This window comes from Geomicrobium halophilum, from assembly GCF_014207655.1.
Taxonomy (GTDB): domain Bacteria; phylum Bacillota; class Bacilli; order Bacillales; family Marinococcaceae; genus Geomicrobium; species Geomicrobium halophilum.
Genome location: NZ_JACHHJ010000001.1, coordinates 1,099,027 through 1,120,105, shown reverse-complemented (window position 1 = coordinate 1,120,105; position 21,079 = coordinate 1,099,027). Strand labels below are relative to the sequence as shown.

The window sequence follows — 21,079 nt, the reverse complement described above, 5'->3', positions numbered from 1 at the left end:
AAATCTAATGAAATCAGTATAGTTGTCTGCAAAGGAACATGATAAACTGATAAAAGAAGATGGGAAAAAAGGGGAAATCATGAATGAAAACATTTACAGCTTCAAAAGCGATTCAAAGGTTACCGGATCAATATTTTTCAACGTTAGAAAAAAGCATCCTTTCGCTTAAAAACCAAGGGTATGATGTTATTAACCTCGCGCAAGGGAGCCCTGATCAGCCAACCCCAAAACATATTATTCAATCGTTACAAACAGCAGCAGAGGAGCCACTCTATCATACATACTCACCGTTTCAGGGCTTTCGTTTTCTAAAAGAAGCAGCTACTAAGTATTATAAAGATCATTTTAACGTCGACCTGGATCCCGACGAAGAAGTTTGCGTATTATTTGGAGGGAAAGGAGGGCTCGTCGAGGTCAGTCAATGCTTGCTTGATGAAGGGGATGTCGCTCTTGTCCCAGATCCCGGCTATCCCGATTATTGGTCAGGCGTTGCGCTTGCTAATGCAAAGATGGAGATGATGCCGCTTAGGGCGGAACATCAGTTTCTACCGCAATACGAGGAGATTTCTAAAGAAGTAAAAGCAAAGGCGAAGCTGCTGTTTTTAAATTATCCAAACAATCCGACGGGAGCCGTTGCCCACCGATCATTTTTTGAGAAAACCGTTGATTTTGCGAGTGATAACGACATTTGTGTTGTCCATGATTTTGCGTACGGAGCCCTTAGTTTTGATGGAAAACAGCATGAAAGTTTTTTACAAGTCCCGGGCGCTAAAGAGACTGGTATTGAAGTTTATACATTATCAAAAACATATAATATGGCCGGCTGGCGGGTTGGATTCGCAGTAGGGAATCCATCTGTAATTAAAATGCTCAATACCATTCAAGATCACTTATACGTCAGTTTATTCGGAGCGGTACAGAGAGCAGCAGCCGATGCGTTGACGAAATCGCAAAAACACGTGGATGATCTGATTAATATGTATGAACGACGCCGAGATTTGCTTATGGAAAAAGCAGGGGACATCGGTTGGCATGGCAAGACCCCTCAAGGTTCGTTTTTCGCATGGTTTCCGTGCCCCGAAGGATATGATTCCGATACATTCGCAAGCAAACTTTTAAACGAAGCCCATGTAGCAGTAGCCCCTGGTCGAGGGTTTGGTGAGCACGGAGAAGGGTATATAAGATTGGGGCTTGTTAATGAGGAGAAACGTATCGAAGAAGCATTGGATCGTGTTGCGAAATTAAATGTTTTTAAATAAGGAGACTTAGACATGAAACTAGCGATTTACCAGATGGAAGTTCAGGCGGGAGTGCCTGACGAAAACCGTAAAAAGGTACAACATTGGCTCCGTGAAGTTGCGGTGAAGCACCGTCCAGATGTTGCGGTATTGCCGGAAATGTGGACGACGGGTTATGCGCTTCCAGATCTCGAGGAAATTGCTGACGATGAATTTGGCGAAACGTTAACCTTTTTAAAGCCGCTTGCAAAAGAATATAAGATGGATATCATTGCTGGTTCCATCGCCGTCAAAACAAAGGGTGGGATTGTGAACCGGGCACTTACAATTTCCAAAAAAGGGGAGCTTATTCATACGTACGATAAAATTCATTTAGTTCCGATGTTAGACGAACCTCGCTACTTAGTAGGGGGGAAAGAGAAAGTGACGACATATGATCTACATGGCACAACCATGGGTTCGTTAATTTGTTATGATTTACGTTTCCCGGAAATTTCCCGTACATTAGCCTTACAAGGAGCGAAAGTCATCGTTGTTATGGGTGAATGGCCGGCTGCAAGGCGTGAGCAATGGGATGCGCTACTCCGGGCCCGTGCAATCGAAAATCAATGCTTTATCGTAGCTGCTGGAGCTGTCGGCGGTCATAACGGCACGAATTATTCGGGGCATTCCACAGTGATTTCTCCATGGGGAAAAATAATCGAGCTAGCCGATGCAGAAAAGGAAGAAACACTGATAGCTAATATTGATTTAACGGAAGTCAATGAATTTCGTACAGCTGTACCTACATTTGAAAGCCGAGAACCGTCACTTTATTAAAAGAATGAGTGTTCAAAAAGAGGCAAGTGCGTTTCTCTTTTTGAGTAACTTTCCCAAACTTTTTTGATCATCCTCGAAAAGGAGTATCCGCTGATGAAACTCATCAATTACCGTAAAGGCATGAATGAGAGGTTAGGCATTTGGGTTGATCATGATATTTTTCCAATGGAAGCCTTGAATCATCATTATAAATTGGATTTTCCGGTTACATTACAATTGCTTATCGAAATGGAACGGATGAAGGATTTGCACAAATGGTTCAAAGAAAAAAGTCTTAAAGAATTGAAAAACCATGTGCCAGAAGCGATAAATGAAAGTGAGGTCACATTCGCCCCGTTATATCGCCAACCGCCAAAAATTTGGGGAATTGGCCTTAACTATGTAGACCATGCTGCTGATTTACATGAAACCGCCCCCAATACTGAACCAGCCAGTTTCATGAAGCCAGCAACAACGGTAATTGGAATGGGTGACGAAATCCAAATTCCACCTCAATCCGAACGCACGACCGGTGAAGCGGAACTTGGCATCGTGATCGGAAAACGTTGTAAAGATGTATCAGAAGCTGATGCATTGTCTGTAGTAGCTGGTTTTACAACGGTTATTGATATGACAGCCGAGGACATTTTAGAAAAAAATCCCCGCTATTTAACTCGTTCCAAAAGTTTTGATACCTTTTTCAGTTTTGGCCCGGCATTACTGACACCGGATGAGGCAGGCCCTATAGATGACCTGGAAGTTTCAACGCTGATTAACGGAAAACTCCATCGTAAAAATATTGTTGCCAACATGACTTTCAAACCGGAAATGCTCATTTCTTTTCATTCGCAAGTGATGACGCTTGAGCCGGGGGATATTATCTCAACAGGCACACCAGGAGCTGTTCATTTAAAAGACGGCGATACTGTTCGTTGTGAAATCAGTGGATTTCCTGCGCTTGAAAATCCAGTAAAAGATCTTAAAAATTAGGAGGCATTTAATTGAACTTACGACTACAAAATAAAGCAGCACTTGTTTTAGCAGGCAGCAAAGGTTTGGGACGAGCCATCGCAACCGAATTGGCACGAGAAGGAGCGAATGTGATCATTGCAAGTCGTGATGAGGAGCAATTGGAAAAAACAGCAGGGGAGATACGTAAAGAAACGGGTGGGGGAGACGTGCAGTATGCACTCTGTGACTTAACTCAAGCAGAGGACATCAAGGCCGCTGTACAAAAAACCGTTGATCAGTACGGGTCCGTCGACGTTTTGATTAATAATAGCGGGGGACCAAAAGCTGGTGGATTTGAGGATGTAAATGCTGACGATTGGCAACATGCCTATGAGTTAAATTTGCTGAGTTATGTACGCGCCACCGAAGCTGTTTTACCTTATATGAAAAAACACCAGAACGGTCGTATCGTAAATATTACTTCTTCTTCAATAAAACAAGCACTTGATGGTATGGTACTCTCGAACACCTTTAGAGCGGGCGTCCTAGGATTAACGAAAAGTCTTTCCTCTGAGTATGCGGGTGATAACATTTTCGTTAATACGGTCGGTCCCGGTAGAATTGCAACCGATCGTGTCGCTTCCTTAGATGAATTAAAAGCGAATAAACAGGGTAAAGATGTAGCTGCGGTACGAAAAGAGTCAGAAGATAACATTCCTGCCGGCCGTTATGGAAATCCAGAGGAATTCGCAAAAACGGTTACCTTTCTAGCTTCAGGAGCGAATAGTTATGTAACAGGTGAGGCGCTCCTTGTCGATGGCGGGCTAGTTAAAGCATTGTAGTTAAATATGATATGGCGGCGTGCTGAAACTGAGGCGGCCGTCAATTTGCGTTGACGAGAGCTCTAATGTACTTCAGATCTTTACTGCTAGAATAAAAGTATCGGAGACGGTTATCCTAAATAACAATTCCCGTGAGATTAATAAGAAAGTAAGGGCTGAGTATGCGAACCAAAAATCAAAATTCTAAGATATTAAAAATATCCGTTCTAGGTTCTGTGATCTTTGCTGTCATGGGGATTATTTGGGGGATTGTAGCCCATCAAAAATGATCATTTTTGATGGGCTATATTCGTTTATTAGCATTGGTTTAACGTTATTGTCATTAGCTGCTAATTCCTACATACTAAGAGAAGACAAAGAGCGATTTCATTTTGGAAAGGATGTCATTGAACCCCTGGTTATTACATTCAAGTCAAGTGCTATTATAACGATGTGTCTATTCGCCATTTCGACTTCAGTTATTGATTTGTTTAGAGGGGGTCGAGATGTTGCTATAGGTCATAGTGTCATCTATGGTTTAGTTACCACTGTTTTGTGCGGATTTATTTATATCATTATTAGGAACAATCACGGTAATTCTGAACTTTTGAAAGCCGAAACTGCTGAATGGTTAATGGACATGATATTGAGTGTAGCTGTTTTCTCAGGATTTATTATTGCCTTCTTGCTGAATCAGACGACGTTTTCATTCCTATCTCTATATATTGACCCGGTCATGGTCATGCTAGCATCACTTTATTTTTTAAAAATCCCTTCTCGAATGCTAATGAGAAATGCCAGAGAGTTGTTATGGATGGCTCCCTACACTCATATTCAAAACCATATAGAAAAAGTTGTACAACGAGTGAAGGATAAACACAACATTGATGAAGAATTTACGAGGGTAACGAAGGTAGGAAAAACTAACCCTTTTTATTGAAATTGACTTTGTTTTAAATGAGGCCACAATGACACAGAGCGTAGATGATTTTGACAGGGTCAGGGAAGAATTAAATGGGCAACTTGATGTTGATGCACATCTGAAATGGCTTTCTGTTTCTTTTACAAAAGATCGAAAATGGGCTTTATGATCAACTTTAATCCCTCAAACAAAGTTTGACTTTTTACTTTCCGTTCTGTATCCTTTATATATTGGTATATTATACTCCCCGTATACCAATGCCTTCGAAAATCACCTCTCATTTTCCGCTTCCATTCCCACCTAAAATGCACGCTCATAATACTTCAATAATGGAAGATACGCAAACTCAATTCAAATGGCGCGGTCATCGGAGCCGCAATGACGAAAGAGAAGGAAGGGCTTTCGTTGTATTGAGTTCGTCGTGGTCGATGTTACGAAAGAAAGATTTGTTTTTTGGGAAATTAACAGGTGATAAAGACGAGCATTGTCGTGCATAAGGCACGGCAATGTTTTTGTTAACACAAATATGTATAGAGTTGCTGAAAAAATCAGTGTTAGCTGATTGGAGGGGGGGAGGAGGAGAGTATGTATTTACATATAGAAAGAATCACATGCAGAGGGAGTTTAGCAAAGCGATAACATCGAAATTATAACTTCCGATAATATATATTATGTTAACTTAAATTAAAAATCGGAGGAGGCGGGATCGTCAACGATCGTTTTCGCATAGTTATTCGATCTGTTGACTGATCATATCCTTTTTCACCTTCCACTTGTTTCTGAAGGTTTGTAATTTCCCAGGACGCAACTTCCGTATAAATTTGTATATAGTAAATATCTCACTCGATCAAACCATACATTTCTAAGGGTCCTTACAAATTTCAAATCAATTTTTGGTTATGAGTTTTTGAACCTTTTGTTTTTTATCAACAATGATTTTCATTATCGATAAAATTTCTTGATCGATGGAATCGACTCTTACATTCTCGCCCTTACTCTCATCTCTCGTCCTCCTTTGACAAGCCTTACAAAAGCTACCAGTCCAATAATGTTCGAGGTAATCTTTTCTTCCCATTTTGTTCATAGTTAGTGCTGTGTCCGGCTCCGCTATTATGTGCTTATCGGCAACTCACCTGAATTCCAACATCTTTAAATGTTCCGCTTCTTTACATGTATGTTTGATTTTTTATTTTCTATCGCTTCAATTGAGAAAATCGTGCGGTCAATTGATAATGAAGGCGCTCTAAAAAAATTATAATGTTTAAAATATGGTGAAAAAATAATCTGGTAGCGCCTCCATTAGGGCTACCGAGCACCTTTCTTGCATTTTATACCTTAATGCTCTACAATCCCTATTTAGAAAGAGTGTGAGTGCCAATCACGTTTCAGATGAATGGGTCACTGCTATGGTGTAAAAGCAACGATCACAAAATCTGTTTATAATGTTGATTTAATAATGATTATGTGGTTATAATAGTTATTGTTAGAGTTCACACTTCATTTTAGACTAAAACACCTAGGAGGATGATGCACAATGTCATTAATCGGTACAGAGGTACAACCATTTACTGCACAAGCATATAAAAATGGTGAATTCATCGAGGTTACAGATGAGAACTTTAAAGGGCAATGGAATGTTATCTGCTTTTATCCGGCAGATTTTAGTTTCGTATGCCCAACAGAGTTAGAAGATCTGCAAAATCAATACGAAGACTTAAAAGCGCTTGGTGCTGAAGTGTACTCTGTTTCAACTGATACGCATTTTGTACACAAAGGCTGGCATGACAGTTCGGAAAAAATCGGTAAAATCACTTATCCGATGATTGGTGATCCTTCGCAAACGATTTCCCGAAACTTCCAAGTACTAGATGAAGAAAGTGGCCTTGCAGATCGTGGTACTTTCATCATTGACCCAGACGGCGTCATTCAAACGGTTGAAATTAATGCAGGCGGCATTGGCCGCGACGCAAGCACACTTGTTAACAAAATCAAAGCTGCGCAATATGTACGCAACAACCCAGGTGAAGTTTGCCCTGCAAAATGGGAGGAAGGCTCTGAAACACTTACGCCGAGTCTAGATCTTGTAGGTAAAATCTAAGGAGTGCAACCAATGGTTCTTGAAGCAGATATTAAATCACAATTAGACCAATACATGCAGCTATTAGAAAACGATATTGTTATTAAGGTCAATGCAGGTTCAGACGACACGTCTACTGAAATGCTGTCGCTTCTTGATGAGCTGTCTGCTATGTCTTCGAAGATTTCCGTTGAGAAAGCAGCGCTATCAAGAACACCAAGCTTTTCTGTCAACCGTGTGGGAGAAGATTCTGGCATAACGTTTGCTGGTGTTCCTTTAGGTCATGAATTCACATCGCTAGTCCTTGCATTACTGCAAGTTAGTGGTCGACCGCCAAAAATTGATGAGAATCTTATTGATCAGATTAAAAACATCGATGAGACACACCACTTTGAAACCTACGTCAGTCTTTCCTGCCACAATTGCCCGGATGTGGTACAAGCACTTAATACCATGAGTGTACTCAATCCGAAGATTACGCACACGATGATTGACGGAGCTGCTTATAAAGAAGAGGCAGAAAGCAATAACGTCATGGCAGTACCAACGGTCTATCTAAACGGTGAATCCTTTGGCAGTGGTCGGATGACCATGGAAGAAATCCTTAATAATCTGGGCAGTGGATTAGATGCCTCTGAACTGTCAAATAAAGATCCATTCGATGTTCTCGTTGTCGGAGGCGGTCCATCCGGAGCAAGCTCCGCCATTTATGCAGCACGCAAAGGAATTCGTACAGGCATTGTTGCAGAGCGCTTCGGTGGGCAAGTTCTTGACACATTAAATATTGAGAACTTCATCAGTGTCAAAAAGACCGAAGGCCCTAAATTTGCGGCGGGTCTTGAAGAACACGTGAAAGATTACGATATTGATGTCATGAATTTACAGCGTGTCATTGACCTTAGAAAAAAGGATCTATTCGAAGTTGAATTAGAAAACGGCGCTGTGTTACAGAGTAAAACAGTGATCGTCTCAACAGGTGCACGCTGGCGAAATATCGGTGTACCGGGCGAAGAAGCATTCAAAAACAAAGGTGTCGCCTACTGTCCACACTGCGATGGCCCAATCTTTGAAGGAAAGGACGTCGCTGTGATCGGTGGCGGTAACTCCGGTATTGAGGCGGCCATCGACCTTGCAGGTATCGTCAAGCATGTGACGGTCCTCGAGTTCTCCTCGGAACTTAAAGCAGATGATGTATTGCAAGATCGAATCCACAGCTTGCCAAATGTTGATGTTATTACAAACGCTCAAACAACAGAAATCACAGGCACAGACAATGTTGATGGCCTCACTTATATTGATCGTAATACTGGTGAGGAAAAAGACATTGCACTACAAGGTGTGTTCGTTCAAATCGGCCTGCTTCCGAACACTGATTTTCTAGACGATTCAGTAGAACTTAATCACATGGGTGAAGTTGTGATAGATAAGCATGGTGCTACCAATGTGCCAGGATTGTTTGCAGCAGGCGACTGCACAGACGTTCCATACAATCAGATTATTATTTCGATGGGAGAAGGCGCGAACGCATCTTTGTCTGCTTTCGATCATCTTATTCGAAACCCTGTAAATGCTTAATCCCCAATAAAGAAGCCACTATAATACCACTCACTGGTATAGTGGCTTCTTTTCTTTCACATTGAAGGTATCGCACACGATTCCTGGAGTAGCTAAAACGTTATGATCTGTGTATTTCCTCCCCTATTCGGATTCAGGAAAAATAATAGATCCAACCCTCTTCTTTTGCCACTTGTTTTGCATGTTCTGGAGGGTGTTCCAGTTTAGGTAACAGCGCTCCATCTGTACGATAAGCGACGGCATAAAGGGCACATATACAAGCATCATAAGCATCTGTTCCTACTTTTACATAGGAAGGTAAATACTTTCTTAAGCTTTTATTGACGGCAGACTGTTGGGTTTCTTTTGCCAATGCAGGATATGTTTCTATAATGAAACGATCATGGTTATTGTCCGTATGTCCAAAGGGCTCAATTTTGAAATTATGTTCTTTTTCCCATAATTGTGTATGGAACATGGCGACAGATGCATTGTTTCCAATACGGTCAAAAGCAGCAGATAATGGTTTTTTTCCTAAGCGACTATAAATGACTTGATCTGTATATCGGTAAGCAAGTGGGTTGTATATCTCCTTTTCGGGCTTTTGCATTGACTTTGTTTTTCCATGTAATAGCCGCACAAATTCTTTTGGGTAGCCTAGTGGTGCGTCCACTCCTATTACGATGTTTTTGTTAGACTGAATATTAATCGTTTGATCGACTACGTCAACCAATTGTTGCAGGGATAGCCAACCTTTTTTGGGAATCGAAATTTCAGTAGGTGCTCCTCTCCAATAAACGACATTCGTTTTTGGTTCCCATTCACAAATAGCCACACCATGATTACTTCCCATCCATCCTCCGACATCCCAACCGATCCCCATCACTTTTTGGTTCACTTTCAAACTCCCCTCATCACCAATTTGTTGTCATGTGTTTGTGCTTCGATCTTCAATGTTTTTAATCATACTTTCCATGAAGCCTTACGAAAACCACTTTTTCGATAAATTCTGATGTGATCTTCCCGTCTTCATCTTTGTGTATAAGCGTTAAATCTTGGTCAAACGAACTCCCTATGGGGATTAACATTTTGCCTTTGTTACTCAATTGTTCGATAAGTTCATCGGGAACTTCTGAGGCAGCGGCGGTGACCATGATCCGATCATATGGAGCGTATTCTTTCCAACCGACGCTCCCGTCTCCTAGTTTAAATTGAACGTTAGAGATGTTTCTTGCTTCCAATTTCTCTTTCGCTCGTTCTTGCAGGGGTTTAATTCGTTCCACTGTATATACCGAGTCCGAAAAAGTCGCCAGTATATCCGTTTGAAACCCTGATCCCGTACCGATTTCCAAAACGTTGGATTCAGGTTGAAGGTCTAATGCTAACGTCATTTTTAAAACAAGTGATGGTTGGGAAATGGTTTGCCCGTGCCCGATCGATATTGCGTGGTTTTGGCGAGCCATCTCTTTGTTTTTATCCATATAGAAGCTTCGGTCTACATAGTCAAAATAGTTTTTAATTTCTTTTTCCTGGTTGCTCATAGTCCTCCCCCTCTAATCACTATAACTTCAGCAGGATGATCGGAGATCGCTGAGGGAATTCATAATGCATAAGGAAGGGTCTCCCGAATGAGACCCAGAGATTTGCTAATGCTATTTTAACTAACTTAACCCTGTTACGGAAAGACCATAGTAACTAATCCAAACGAGACAAAGTAAATTTACACTCCCCTCCCCTAGCCATGAACCTGTACGAGTATGAAAAGGGGATCGGATCGTTACATCTACAGGGTAAAAGAGCTTAATTCCTCGTGATGTAAGCATATCCAATATATAATGGCTCACCATTCCGATAAAAACCCCTGACTGGAACATTTCTCCCGCCGTTCCCGGAATAAGTCCGGTGAGGACAGCAACTAATATAAGAAAAATCAGGCTGTGAGTAAAAGTACGATGACCAAAGATTCTCCGGATAATCCGTGAAGAAATAGGGACCCGCCTGCCAGCTTTCGATTGTGGGTGGCAAATATCAGGAAGCAGCCCTCCGATTAGTGAGGCCGCAAAAAAAACGCCAGTTTCCCACCCCCAGCCACCGTTTGATATTAAAGAGCCAGGGGCGAGCATGTCAGAAGCACTGGCCGCAGCTAGTGCGCCGACGAGATGCGTGCCGGCTTTCATAACGCTTCGTCCTTTCATCGATGCATATCATTTATTCTGTCGTTTCGTGATCTACATATCGCCACATGTGCTTGACTGCACCGTGGGTATCAGTGTCTAACACATAACTTCCTGTTTGGTAGCGATCATAATTACGAATGTCCTTGCCTGAAATGGCATGGATCACTTCATCCTCAGTTTGCAGCATTAACACGTCTTGGGTAGTCGCCTTCGTTATATCTACTAAGACGTGGGGGTTTTTTTTCAGTTCCCGTAACATAGTTAGACCACGTTTCGAACGGCTGCTTTTAGGAAACTGATCCCATTTCATTTTTTTCACCGCGCCCCGTTGAGAAACGGAATAGAGATATCCCTCTTCCTCCTGGGAAGCTGTAAAAGCAGAAACCACTTCATCTCCATCTTTTAAAGCAATTCCTTTGACACCAGCAGTTCGTAGTCCAACGACATTAACATCTGTTTCTGCAAAACGAAGCCCATAACCTTGTTTTGTTGCGAAGAAGATGTCATGAGTTCCATCGGTCAATACAACATCAATCAGGGTGTCCTTTTCTTTTAACTTGACAGCAATCAGTGCTCGTGAAGAGCGTTGAGCTTGATAATCCTTTAACAAGGAACGTTTGGCTATCCCATTTTTCGTAAAGAAAATCAAATACTGCTCCTCACTAAATGAACGGATAGGAATGGCGCGTACAATATGATCATCTTGATCAAGGGACACAAGGTTGCCGATATGTTGCCCATTGTCTTTCCATCGGATGTCAGGGAGTTGATGTACGGGAATATATACGTAATGCCCATGTGACGTGAATACAAGTAATGTCTCGGTCGTATTCATTTCTTGAAAAAATTGTAGATCATCCGTATCTTTCATCCCCGGTCGTTCATCGTTAGAAGCGCTGTATGAACGTGTGCTCGTGCGCTTTACATACCCATCCCGGCTAACTGTCACAAATACCTCTTCGGAAGGGATCATCACTTGTAAGTCAATTTTCAGCTCTTCAATCTCATCCTCTATCCTCGTTCGTCTTTCATCAGCGTATGTCTTTTTGATTGATTTCAGGCCTTTTTTGATGGTTTGTACAAGTTTTTTAGGACTATTTAAGATTTCGTTGAGGTGTTGAATTGTTTGCTCTAATGATTCGGCTTCATTTTCAAGTGTCTCGATATCTGTATTCGTTAATCTGTAAAGTTGTAAATTTACGATTGCTTCAGCTTGTGCTTCAGTAAAGCCAAATGCTTGGGTGATGTTCTGTTTCGCATCACCCTTGTCATTAGATTGTCGAATAAGGGAGATTAATTCATCAAGAACGCTGATTGCTTTCATTAATCCTTCAACAATGTGCTGCCGCTTTGTTGCTTGATCTAGTTCATATCGACTGCGGTTAATGACCACTTCCTTTTGATGGTCAATATAAGCAGACAACAATGACTTTAAACCAAGCAGTTGTGGGGCTTTTTCAGCAATCGCAACCATATTGAAATTATAGGTAACTTGCAAATCGGTGTTTTTATAAAGATAGTTAAGGATACTTTGCGCATCGGCTTCTTTTTTTAACTCTACAACGACCTGTAAACCGGAACGATCCGTATCATCCCGAACTTCAGCAATGCCGTCGATTTTTTTATCAAAACGGATTTCATCTATACGCTTAACGAGGTTCGCTTTTACAACTTCGTAGGGAATTTCGGAAATGACAATTTGCTCTCTCCCGCCGCGCAGCGTTTCAATGTTAGCTGTCCCACGTAAAACGATCTTTCCTTTTCCTGTCTCATAAGCTTGTTTCAAGTTCTTTACGCCCTGAATCGTACCGCCCCCCGGGAAGTCCGGACCTTTAATGAAGGAGAGAAGCGTTTCTAAAGGACTATCTGGATGGTCGAGAAGTTGAATCGCGGCATCGATGACTTCTCCTAAATTGTGGGGCGGGATATCAGTCGCGTATCCTGAAGAAATCCCTGTCGAGCCATTTACAAGCAAGCTTGGAAAATGAGCAGGTAAAACGACAGGTTCTTCTGCTGTATCATCGAAATTGGGAATAAACTCTACAGTGCCCTTCCCAATATCCTGAAGCATTTCCTGGGCTAAGGCGGAAATGCGCGCTTCTGTATACCTCATCGCCGCTGGTGGATCGCCATCGATTGAACCGTTATTTCCGTGCATTTCCACAAGACCATGTCGAATTTTCCATGCTTGACTCATCCTTACGAGGGCTTCGTAGACGGACGAATCCCCGTGCGGATGATAATTCCCAATCACATTACCGACAGTCTTTGCTGATTTTCGGAATGGTTTATCAGCAGTGTTATTGTCTTTCAGCATGGCGTAAAGGATCCGTCGTTGAACAGGTTTAAGACCATCTCTTGCGTCAGGGAGTGCCCGCTCTTGAATAATGTATTTACTGTAGCGCCCAAAACGGTCTCCAATCACCTCTTCAAGCGGTAAATCAAGATACTTTTCAGCTTCTGGCACGTATGTCTTCCTCCTCTGCTATCAAGTCATTATCCATTATATTCGTTTCCTCGTCGAGCCCGAAAGAGACGTGGGATTCGATCCACTTTCGACGTGGTTCAACTTTGTCGCCCATTAACGTGGAGACACGTTTATCGGCACGCGCAAGGTCTTCAATATTAACACGGATGAGTGTTCGACTTTCCGGATTCATAGTCGTTTCCCACAACTGGGTGGCGTCCATCTCTCCAAGACCTTTATATCGTTGTACTGTATAGCCTTTTCCGACGTTTTTTATCGCAGTCGATAATTCCGCTTCATCCCAGGCATATTGCAATTTACGCTTTGCTCCACTGCCTTTTTCTACTTTATATAGAGGCGGCAAGGCGATAAACACTCGGCCTGCTTCTACAAGCGGACGCATATAGCGATAAAAGAAGGTTAGTAATAAAACTTGGATATGGGCTCCATCAGTATCTGCATCTGTCATAATCACGACCTTATCGTAATTGCACTCATCAAGGGAAAAATCCGTACCTGCTCCAGCCCCAAGTGCATAAATAATCGTACGGATTTCTTCGTTTTTCATAATATCATCTAGCTTTGCTTTCTCTGTATTGATGACTTTTCCGCGTAAAGGAAGTATCGCTTGAAATTTGCGATCACGACCTTGTTTTGCAGAACCTCCTGCGGAATCCCCTTCGACGAGATACAATTCATTTCTTCGTGGGTTTCGAGACTGGGCAGGGGTTAATTTGCCGCTCAGCAGTGCATCTTTCTTGCCATTCTTCTTCCCGCTTCTTGCTTCTTCACGGGCTTTCCGCGCGGCCTCCCGTACTTGTTGAGCCTTAATCGCTTTTTGAATCAACATCGTACTAACCTTTGGGTTTTCTTCGAAAAAGTAGACGAGTTTCTCGGATAGAATCGAGTCCACTGCCGAACGGGCTTCCGCCGTCCCCAATTTACTCTTTGTTTGTCCCTCAAATTGCAGCAGTGATTCCGGGATATGGACGGATAATACCGCCGTCAAGCCTTCCCGAATATCATTGCCGTCCAGGTTTTTATCTTTGGCCTTTAACATTTGTAACTTCCGGGCATGCTCGTTTAATGCACGTGTAAGGGCGGTTTTCATACCAGATTCGTGCGTCCCCCCATCCATCGTGCGTACGTGATTCACAAAGGATAAAATGTTCTCCGTGTAACCATCATTAAACTGGAATGCATAACTTACTCTTATATCTTGCTGACTGCCATCTATAGAAATGACATCATGTAACGTTTCTTTATCTTCATTTAAATAAGAGACAAAAGCTTCTAGGCCGTCCTCATAACAAAACGTTTCACTTTGCTCTTTACCTTTACGCTCATCTGTAAGTGTGATCGCCGTTCCACCTAGAAGAAAAGCTGCTTCACGCAAGCGCTCGGCTAACGTTTCGTAATGAAAGGAAACAGCTTGCAAAACTTGAACGTCTGGCTGAAAACGTATACGGGTCCCGGTTTTCTTTGTCCTCCCCTTTTTCTCAAGTGTTGTTACCGGGACGCCACCGTTTTCAAATCGTTGCTCGTAGCGGTGGCCCTCACGATCAATGGTTAATTGAAGCCATGAAGATAACGCGTTCACAACGGATGCACCAACGCCGTGCAAACCTCCGCTTGTACTATACCCACCTTGACCAAATTTTCCACCTGCATGTAAAACCGTCATAATGACTTCAGGGGTTGGGCGTCCTGTTCGATGTGTTCCTACAGGCATCCCCCGCCCTTCATCCTGTATGGATACACTTCCATCGTTGTGCAATGTTACATATATATTTTCACCGAAGCCCGCCATCGCTTCATCGACGGCATTATCGACAATTTCATTGACCAGATGGTGCAACCCTCGATTATCGGTGCTTCCTATATACATACCTGGCCGTTTACGAACCGCTTCAAGCCCTTCCAGTACTTGAATAGCATCGTCATTATATTCTAGTGGTTGATTCATATTTTGACTCACAATTATGCCACCTTTCGCATACATCCAGCACTTTCGCTCACACTATCTTCTATAACCATACAGGTATGGAACGTATGTTTTCAAGTAAAACTGTGGTTTTTTTCCTCATTCTTCAATAAAAAATCTCTAATGTTGAGTAATATACACCAGTTTTGGGCAAAAGAAAAAGGATATTCTCTGTATAAATAAAGGAGGGATTAACAAATGACAGACGAAAATAAGCAGGGTCAATCGAACGGTATTTCACGCCGAGAATTTCTTAAAAATAGTGGTCTTGTCGTTGGTGGGGTTGTTGGCGGCGGTCTCCTTGGCGGGATATTTACGCAGAATTTTGGTGGGACAGCCGATGCTCCAGACACGGTTGATGAAGAGACAGAAACCGATTCCCCGGAGCAATTAACTCAGGCACGAATGTTTTTTAAACGACAAGAAGATTTTGATGTGTTAAGTGCAGCTGTAGAAAGAATTTTCCCTGAAGATGATGCAGGTCCTGGTGCGATTAGTCTAGCAATCCCCTATTTCATTGATAAACAATTAGCCGGGGAATATGGATTTAATTCCCGGGAATACATGGAAGGTCCCTTTTACGAAGGCGCGCCTACTCAAGGGCCGCAAACGGGTTTACTTCGAAGAGGTGCTTTTCTGTACGGGATTCGTATGATGCAAAATATTGCTGAGAATGAATATGACGAATCTTTCTTTGACCTTGAACCGGAAGTCCAGGATGAAATTTTGGAGCAATTTGAAGAAGGCGAAGTTGAAATGACCGGGATTATGTCCGATGAATTCTTTCAAATGTTTCGAATGGCCACCCTGGAAGGGGCATACTCTGATCCAGTTTATGGCGGCAATCTAAATATGGATGGCTGGCGCCAAATTCAATACCCAGGTAGTCAAATGGCATACATTGATGTCATTGAAGAGGAAGAATTTGTGGATATGGATCCGGTCAGTTTACATGATCATCATGAATAATCACTATCATCTACATATAAAGGAGGTCTATGAATGGTAACAGAGCTACCTAGAAAAGAAGTGGCAATTATTGGTGTTGGCTGGTCCGGTGGAATTATCGCCTCTGAATTAACGAAAGCCGGAATTGAAGTTGTTGGATTAGAACGTGGTGGCGAGCGAACCGTTGACGATTTTATCATGCAAAAGGATGAGTTAAGGTATGCGGTCCGTTATGACCTTATGCAAGATTTATCAAAAGAGACGATTACCTTCCGTAACGACCGTGATATGCGATCTTTACCGATGAGACAAATGGGTTCATTCTTGTTAGGTACTGACCTTGGCGGGGCTGGTGTTCATTGGAACGGTCAATGCCCGCGTTTTTTGCCTTATGATTTTGAGATCCGTTCTCAAACGGTTGATCGTTACGGTGAAGAAAAGATCCCTGATGATATGACTCTTCAGGATTGGGGCATTAGTTATGATGAAATGGAAGAACATTTCGCCCGCTTTGATGAAACGATCGGGACATCAGGAGAAGATAACGAAATGACGGCGCCGCGATCAACGGAATTCCCGACGCCGCCGATGAAGGAAACACCTGCGATTCGTTTATTTAAAGAAACTGCAAGCGATTTCGGTTTACACCCATATCATGGAGCTTCAGCAAACCTATCGGAAGCTTATACAAATCCTGACGGGCAAACGATTCAACAGTGTCAATACTGTTCCTTTTGTGAACGGTTCGGCTGTGATTACCAAGCCAAATCAGATCCAATCATTACGGTAATTCCAACTGCAAAAGAAACAGGAAATTTTGAGCTGCGAACCCATGCAAACGTACGACGAATTTCTTATGATGGAGAGAGAACAGACGGGGTTTATTTTGTTGATACCCGCACAGGGGAAGAATTTTTCCAGCCTGCAGACATCGTGATTTTAACGGCTTATGTTATGAACAATACTCGTCTATTGTTACACTCGGAAATTGGAACACCTTATGATCCGGATACTCAGACGGGGGTTATCGGAAAAAATTATTGCTATCAAATCATGGCCAACGCTCAAGGCTTCTTTGACCGTCAGTTTAACTTGTATGCAGGAGCTGGCGCATTAGCTGGTCAGGTGGATGATTACAACGGTGATAATTTTGATCATAGCGATCTAGATTTTATCCATGGGGGAACGATCCAACTTACACAAACAGGGATACGTCCGATCAATACCAATCCTGTACCTCCAGGTACGAAACAATGGGGCAGCGAATTTAAGCAAGCAAAGGCACAATATTTCTATCGAACGTTATCCCTTGGTTCTCAGGGAGCTAGCATGCCTTATCGCTATAATTTCCTTGATTTGGATCCAACGTATACTGATAATTTCGGGGATCCCTTATTACGGATGACCTATAATTTCACAGAACAAGATCGGAACCTTGCTGCCCATCAAACCCAACGAATGGCGGAGATAATGGAGGAAATGGGTGCGAACGAAGTTGTTGCCAACCCAGACATCGGGGATTACAACATCATGCCTTATCAAACCACGCACAACACAGGGGGAGTAATTATGGGGGGAGACTCTGAAACTTCAGCGGTAAATAACTATTTACAAATGTGGGATTGTGAAAACTTGTTCGTTGTAGGGGCTTCTGCTTTTGCTCATAATAGTGGATATAATCCTACACCTACCGTCGGTGCTTTATCGTATCGAGCAGCTGAGGGTATTAAAGACTATTATGAAAATCCAGGGCCATTAGCGTAATTCACTAAAATATCCGTTGAGATTTCTCAACGGATATTTTTACTGCTACATCCTACTGTGTTCCACCTTTATACAACGATCCATAACCACGGTTTTACCGCTCTCTTTAATCGTTTCATACCCCTCTTCGCTTACAACTCCAAGTTGAGTCCAGAAGACCTTTGCATCTGTATCAGCAGCTTCCTGGGCAATCTCCGGTACAAACTCACTGCGGCGGAACACATTAATAATATCAATTGGTCCCTCCACATGAGAAAGTGAGGGAACGGCCTTTTCGCCGAGCACTTCATCAACCTTGGGGTTGACAGGAATAATTTTGTAGCCCGCATCTTGCATGGCTTGAGATACGCTGTACGACGTACGGTACGGATCATCGGATAAACCAACCACAGCAATCCATTTGGCATCTGTTAAAATATTTTTGATCTCCTCTTGAGATGGGTTCGTAATGGTGGTCATATAAAATCCTCCTTTTTTATTTATAACAATCCCTTATCCTGTAAATAATGGAGAGCAACTGCTTCCGGGTCTATGTCTTCATAATCAACAAGGTAATTCATCTCTTGCATTTCCTCATCAGTAATTTCACCTGCAAGTGTGTTTAGAATTCCTTCCAGTTCCGGGTATTTCATTAATACTTCTTCACGTAGCAATGGAGCCCCTTCATAAGGCGGAAAAAGTTCTTCATCATCCTCTAACACAACCATATCATACTCGACGAGGTAAGCGTCTGTGGAATAAGCATCAATCACTTCCACTTCCCCTTCTTCGATTGCCTGTGAACGAAGTCCCGAGTCGAGCCCGTTCACATCCGAAAATTCAAATCCATATGTCTCTTTAAGTGCGGCATATCCGTCATCAGGACGATCAAGAAATTCAAACGTGAAGCCGGCGGTCAATTGATTTTGGTACGACTCCAAGTCTGATACGGTTTCTAAATCATATTCTTCACCGATTGATTTGCTTACTGCCAATGCGTACGTATTGTTATAAGCCATCGGCTCAAGATATACCAAGTTGTATGTTGTTTCTATACCCTCTTTTGTCGCTTCATACACTTCTTCTTCATTCATATCCGATGGATCTTGTCCAAGAAGTTCCACATACGCTGTTCCAGTAAATTCAGGGTACATGTCGATATCGCCGGCGAGTAAGGCATCAAAAACAATGTCCGTGCCCCCTAATCCCGCTTCGACTTCAACATTCATATCCATTGTGCTTTCAATCAAATGTTTATACATATTTGCTAGGATTTCAGGTTCGGCATCCAATTTTCCGCCAATGGTGAGGTCGCTCTGCTGCGCCGGAATCAGCGTTGGCAAAGTTACGATGAGCAGAGCGGAAGTTAAAACGGTGATAAAAGCGAGGAACGAACGCTTCGCTTTTTCAGTCCAACGAAAAAGAAAATCAAATGTCAGCGCTAAAACAGCTGCCGGTATTGCCCCTAGCAATATATACATTTGATCAGCTCGTTGAATACCGGTCATAATCAAGTCGCCCAAACCTCCGGCCCCGATGAGTGCAGCAAGGGTTGCGGTACCTACGATTAGCACCATAGACGTCCGGATACCAGCCATAACAACCGGCATAGCCATAGGCAATTCAATTTTATGAAGTCTTCTGGCTGGGCTCATCCCCATCCCTGTGGCAGCTTCTTTGATAGCGGGGTCAATTTCGCGAATCCCTGTATACGTATTACGGAGAATCGGCAAAAGAGCGTAGGCCGTTAATGCGATGATCGCCGGGATGGACCCGATACCGATAAAAATAATCATAAATCCGAGAAGGGCCAAGCTCGGGATCGTTTGCAAAACCGCTGCCATCCCAATGACAGGTTCAGCAAACCGCTGTGTACGTGTAAGCAAAATACCTAGCGGTACAGCAATCAGGATCGCACAAATTAACGCGATTAAAGACATTTGTACATGTTCCCATAATGAAGTCAAGAGTGTGTCCTGCTGGTCTATGAATAGTGCAAAAAAATCATTGATTGCTTCCATCAAGGCTGACCCATTTCTGCGCGATGAGCGTGTATATATTTTACAATATTTCGATAGCTCAAGATCCCCATAAGTCTCTCACCACAGACAACGGGTATTACTCCATAATCTGAAGCCTCTACCGTGGTAATGGCATCTCGAAGCGGAATTTCAGGTGAAACTATCAGTTTGTGAGAAACCATTCCGGACGGTTCAAGCCTGCCAAGAAAGCGGTTCTCCTCCCCAAAAACATACAAAGGGACTATATAGGAAGACTGAATGGTTGTTTCTTGAGCCATATGTTTACTATGGGTTTCCATCACATCCTTCACAGGGATATCCCAAACGTTCTTTCCACTATCACCTATAAACGTCTTCACGAATTCATCAGCCGGTGTATGTTTTAACTCGTATGGACTACCGATCTGTACAACCTTGCCTTCTTTCATTACGGCAATTTGATCGGCCATTTTCATTGCTTCTCCGATGTCGTGCGTAACAAAAACGATCGTTTTCTGAATCGCATTCTGTATAGAGGCTAGGTCTTTTTGCAGCTGTTCACGACTGATTGGATCGAGTGCGCTGAAAGGCTCGTCCATTAATATGATTTCCGGATCTCCCGCAAGTGCCCGTATGACCCCTACCCGTTGTTTTTCCCCGCCTGAAAGCTCACTGGGTTTACGGTTTCGATACGCACCTGGGTTCATCCCCGCCATTTCTAAGAGCTCATCGATTCGTTTCGCCGTCCTTTTCTTTCCCCATTTTTTCATTTCAGGTACAATGGCGATATTTTCAGCCACCGACATCGTCGGGAACAAGCCTATTTGTTGTAAGACATAACCGATATTCCAACGTAACTTATGGCGATTAAATGTGCGAATATCTTTGCCTTCAATGTAAATGGATCCTTCAGAAGGTTCCACGAGTCGATTGATCATTTTCAAACTTGTCGTTTTCCCGCAGCCACTCGGGCCAATAAGGGCAAAAAACTCTCCTTTATTCACCTGTAAATTGACATGCTTCACGGCTTTTGTCTCACCTGTATATGCTTTTGAGACATTATTGAATGTAATCATGATGTTCACCTGCTTCTTCAAAACAACCGAAGGTTTGATCCTTTATTTACTTCCCGAGTTTCAGCTCTTCTAAACACAAAAACTGCCAAGTTACGACAGTTTTTGTGGATGCATAATGGTATTTCCTATTTCAAAAAAAAGCGCCTGGTGTGAATGAAAGTGAGCATCGCGGACGGCTCCTCTCGCTCTTTCATAATCATCGTTGCTCATCTTACCGGAAGCTTTATCAAGTTGCGTTCCTATGTGTTGAACCGCTTTTTGAATACGTTGAACTTGGGCATACGTATGAGAGTCTTCTTTAAAACAAATCTGTGCGTACAAAC

19 protein-coding genes are annotated in these 21,079 nt (G+C 42.7%); 10 read left to right on the top strand and 9 right to left on the bottom strand.

The features are described from left to right. Positions 1-83 precede the first annotated feature (83 nt). The 8 genes from HNR44_RS05510 to ahpF all read left to right on the top strand — a co-directional run bounded on the left by HNR44_RS05510 (position 84) and on the right by ahpF (position 8,382). Positions 84-1,259: a pyridoxal phosphate-dependent aminotransferase gene (locus HNR44_RS05510; RefSeq protein WP_184403075.1), complete on the top strand. Its 1,176-nt coding sequence runs from the start codon at positions 84-86 to the stop codon at positions 1,257-1,259. A gap of 12 nt (positions 1,260-1,271) precedes the next feature. Next, entirely contained in the window at positions 1,272-2,057 is a 786-nt protein-coding gene (locus HNR44_RS05505) for a carbon-nitrogen family hydrolase (RefSeq protein ID WP_184403074.1), read from the top strand. A 93-nt stretch (positions 2,058-2,150) separates the two neighbouring features. Then, a complete protein-coding gene (locus tag HNR44_RS05500; RefSeq protein ID WP_246406989.1) occupies positions 2,151-3,026 on the top strand; it encodes a fumarylacetoacetate hydrolase family protein in 876 nt (291 codons plus the stop codon). An 11-nt stretch (positions 3,027-3,037) separates the two neighbouring features. Next, complete coding sequence (locus HNR44_RS05495; RefSeq protein ID WP_184403073.1) at positions 3,038-3,829, top strand: SDR family oxidoreductase; 792 nt, start codon at positions 3,038-3,040, stop codon at positions 3,827-3,829. 241 nt (positions 3,830-4,070) lie between these two features. Beyond that, positions 4,071-4,748: a cation efflux transmembrane domain-containing protein gene (locus tag HNR44_RS05490; protein WP_221434205.1), complete on the top strand. Its 678-nt coding sequence runs from the start codon at positions 4,071-4,073 to the stop codon at positions 4,746-4,748. Positions 4,749-4,776: 28 nt separating this feature from the next. Then, a complete protein-coding gene (locus HNR44_RS17805; protein WP_281381357.1) occupies positions 4,777-4,899 on the top strand; it encodes a hypothetical protein in 123 nt (40 codons plus the stop codon). A 1,365-nt stretch (positions 4,900-6,264) separates the two neighbouring features. Continuing rightward, the gene (ahpC, locus tag HNR44_RS05485) at positions 6,265-6,828 is read left to right on the top strand and encodes an alkyl hydroperoxide reductase subunit C (protein ID WP_184403071.1); all 564 of its coding nucleotides are present in this window, start codon (positions 6,265-6,267) and stop codon (positions 6,826-6,828) included. A gap of 12 nt (positions 6,829-6,840) precedes the next feature. Further along, positions 6,841-8,382 (top strand): alkyl hydroperoxide reductase subunit F, encoded by a 1,542-nt coding sequence (gene ahpF, locus HNR44_RS05480; RefSeq protein ID WP_184403070.1) that lies wholly within the window; start codon positions 6,841-6,843, stop codon positions 8,380-8,382. 133 nt (positions 8,383-8,515) lie between these two features. On the opposite strand, the gene HNR44_RS05475 is transcribed toward ahpF, so the two are convergent. The 5 genes from HNR44_RS05475 to parE all read right to left on the bottom strand — a co-directional run bounded on the left by HNR44_RS05475 (position 8,516) and on the right by parE (position 14,971). Then, entirely contained in the window at positions 8,516-9,259 is a 744-nt protein-coding gene (locus tag HNR44_RS05475; RefSeq protein WP_184403069.1) for a DUF429 domain-containing protein, read from the bottom strand. Positions 9,260-9,320: 61 nt separating this feature from the next. After that, positions 9,321-9,902, bottom strand: coding sequence for a protein-L-isoaspartate(D-aspartate) O-methyltransferase (locus HNR44_RS05470; protein ID WP_184403068.1), 582 nt, complete (start codon positions 9,900-9,902; stop codon positions 9,321-9,323). Between the two features lie 120 nt (positions 9,903-10,022). Continuing rightward, positions 10,023-10,538 carry a metal-dependent hydrolase gene (locus HNR44_RS05465; protein ID WP_184403067.1) on the bottom strand — a complete coding sequence of 172 codons (516 nt, stop codon included), beginning with the start codon at positions 10,536-10,538 and terminating at the stop codon, positions 10,023-10,025. 31 nt (positions 10,539-10,569) lie between these two features. Then, positions 10,570-13,005 carry a DNA topoisomerase IV subunit A gene (gene parC, locus HNR44_RS05460; RefSeq protein ID WP_184403066.1) on the bottom strand — a complete coding sequence of 812 codons (2,436 nt, stop codon included), beginning with the start codon at positions 13,003-13,005 and terminating at the stop codon, positions 10,570-10,572. Next, positions 12,992-14,971 (bottom strand): DNA topoisomerase IV subunit B, encoded by a 1,980-nt coding sequence (gene parE / locus HNR44_RS05455; RefSeq protein ID WP_184403575.1) that lies wholly within the window; start codon positions 14,969-14,971, stop codon positions 12,992-12,994. Before parE ends, parC begins: the two co-directional genes overlap by 14 nt. A gap of 216 nt (positions 14,972-15,187) precedes the next feature. On the opposite strand from parE, the gene HNR44_RS05450 reads away from it, so the two are divergent. Beyond that, entirely contained in the window at positions 15,188-15,958 is a 771-nt protein-coding gene (locus tag HNR44_RS05450) for a gluconate 2-dehydrogenase subunit 3 family protein (protein ID WP_184403065.1), read from the top strand. Positions 15,959-15,991: 33 nt separating this feature from the next. Then, positions 15,992-17,701 carry a GMC family oxidoreductase gene (locus HNR44_RS05445; RefSeq protein WP_184403064.1) on the top strand — a complete coding sequence of 570 codons (1,710 nt, stop codon included), beginning with the start codon at positions 15,992-15,994 and terminating at the stop codon, positions 17,699-17,701. A 45-nt stretch (positions 17,702-17,746) separates the two neighbouring features. Here the strand turns inward: HNR44_RS05445 and HNR44_RS05440 are convergent, their stop codons facing one another. The 4 genes from HNR44_RS05440 to HNR44_RS05425 all read right to left on the bottom strand — a co-directional run bounded on the left by HNR44_RS05440 (position 17,747) and on the right by HNR44_RS05425 (position 21,077). Further along, positions 17,747-18,160, bottom strand: a complete 414-nt coding sequence (locus HNR44_RS05440) for a CoA-binding protein (RefSeq protein WP_184403063.1) — start codon at positions 18,158-18,160, stop codon at positions 17,747-17,749. 20 nt (positions 18,161-18,180) lie between these two features. Beyond that, entirely contained in the window at positions 18,181-19,647 is a 1,467-nt protein-coding gene (locus HNR44_RS05435; protein WP_343069376.1) for an ABC transporter permease/substrate-binding protein, read from the bottom strand. Positions 19,648-19,700: 53 nt separating this feature from the next. Beyond that, positions 19,701-20,756 carry an ABC transporter ATP-binding protein gene (locus HNR44_RS05430; protein WP_184403062.1) on the bottom strand — a complete coding sequence of 352 codons (1,056 nt, stop codon included), beginning with the start codon at positions 20,754-20,756 and terminating at the stop codon, positions 19,701-19,703. A gap of 90 nt (positions 20,757-20,846) precedes the next feature. After that, positions 20,847-21,077 carry a hypothetical protein gene (locus tag HNR44_RS05425; RefSeq protein WP_184403061.1) on the bottom strand — a complete coding sequence of 77 codons (231 nt, stop codon included), beginning with the start codon at positions 21,075-21,077 and terminating at the stop codon, positions 20,847-20,849. Between the last annotated feature and the right edge of the window lie 2 nt (positions 21,078-21,079).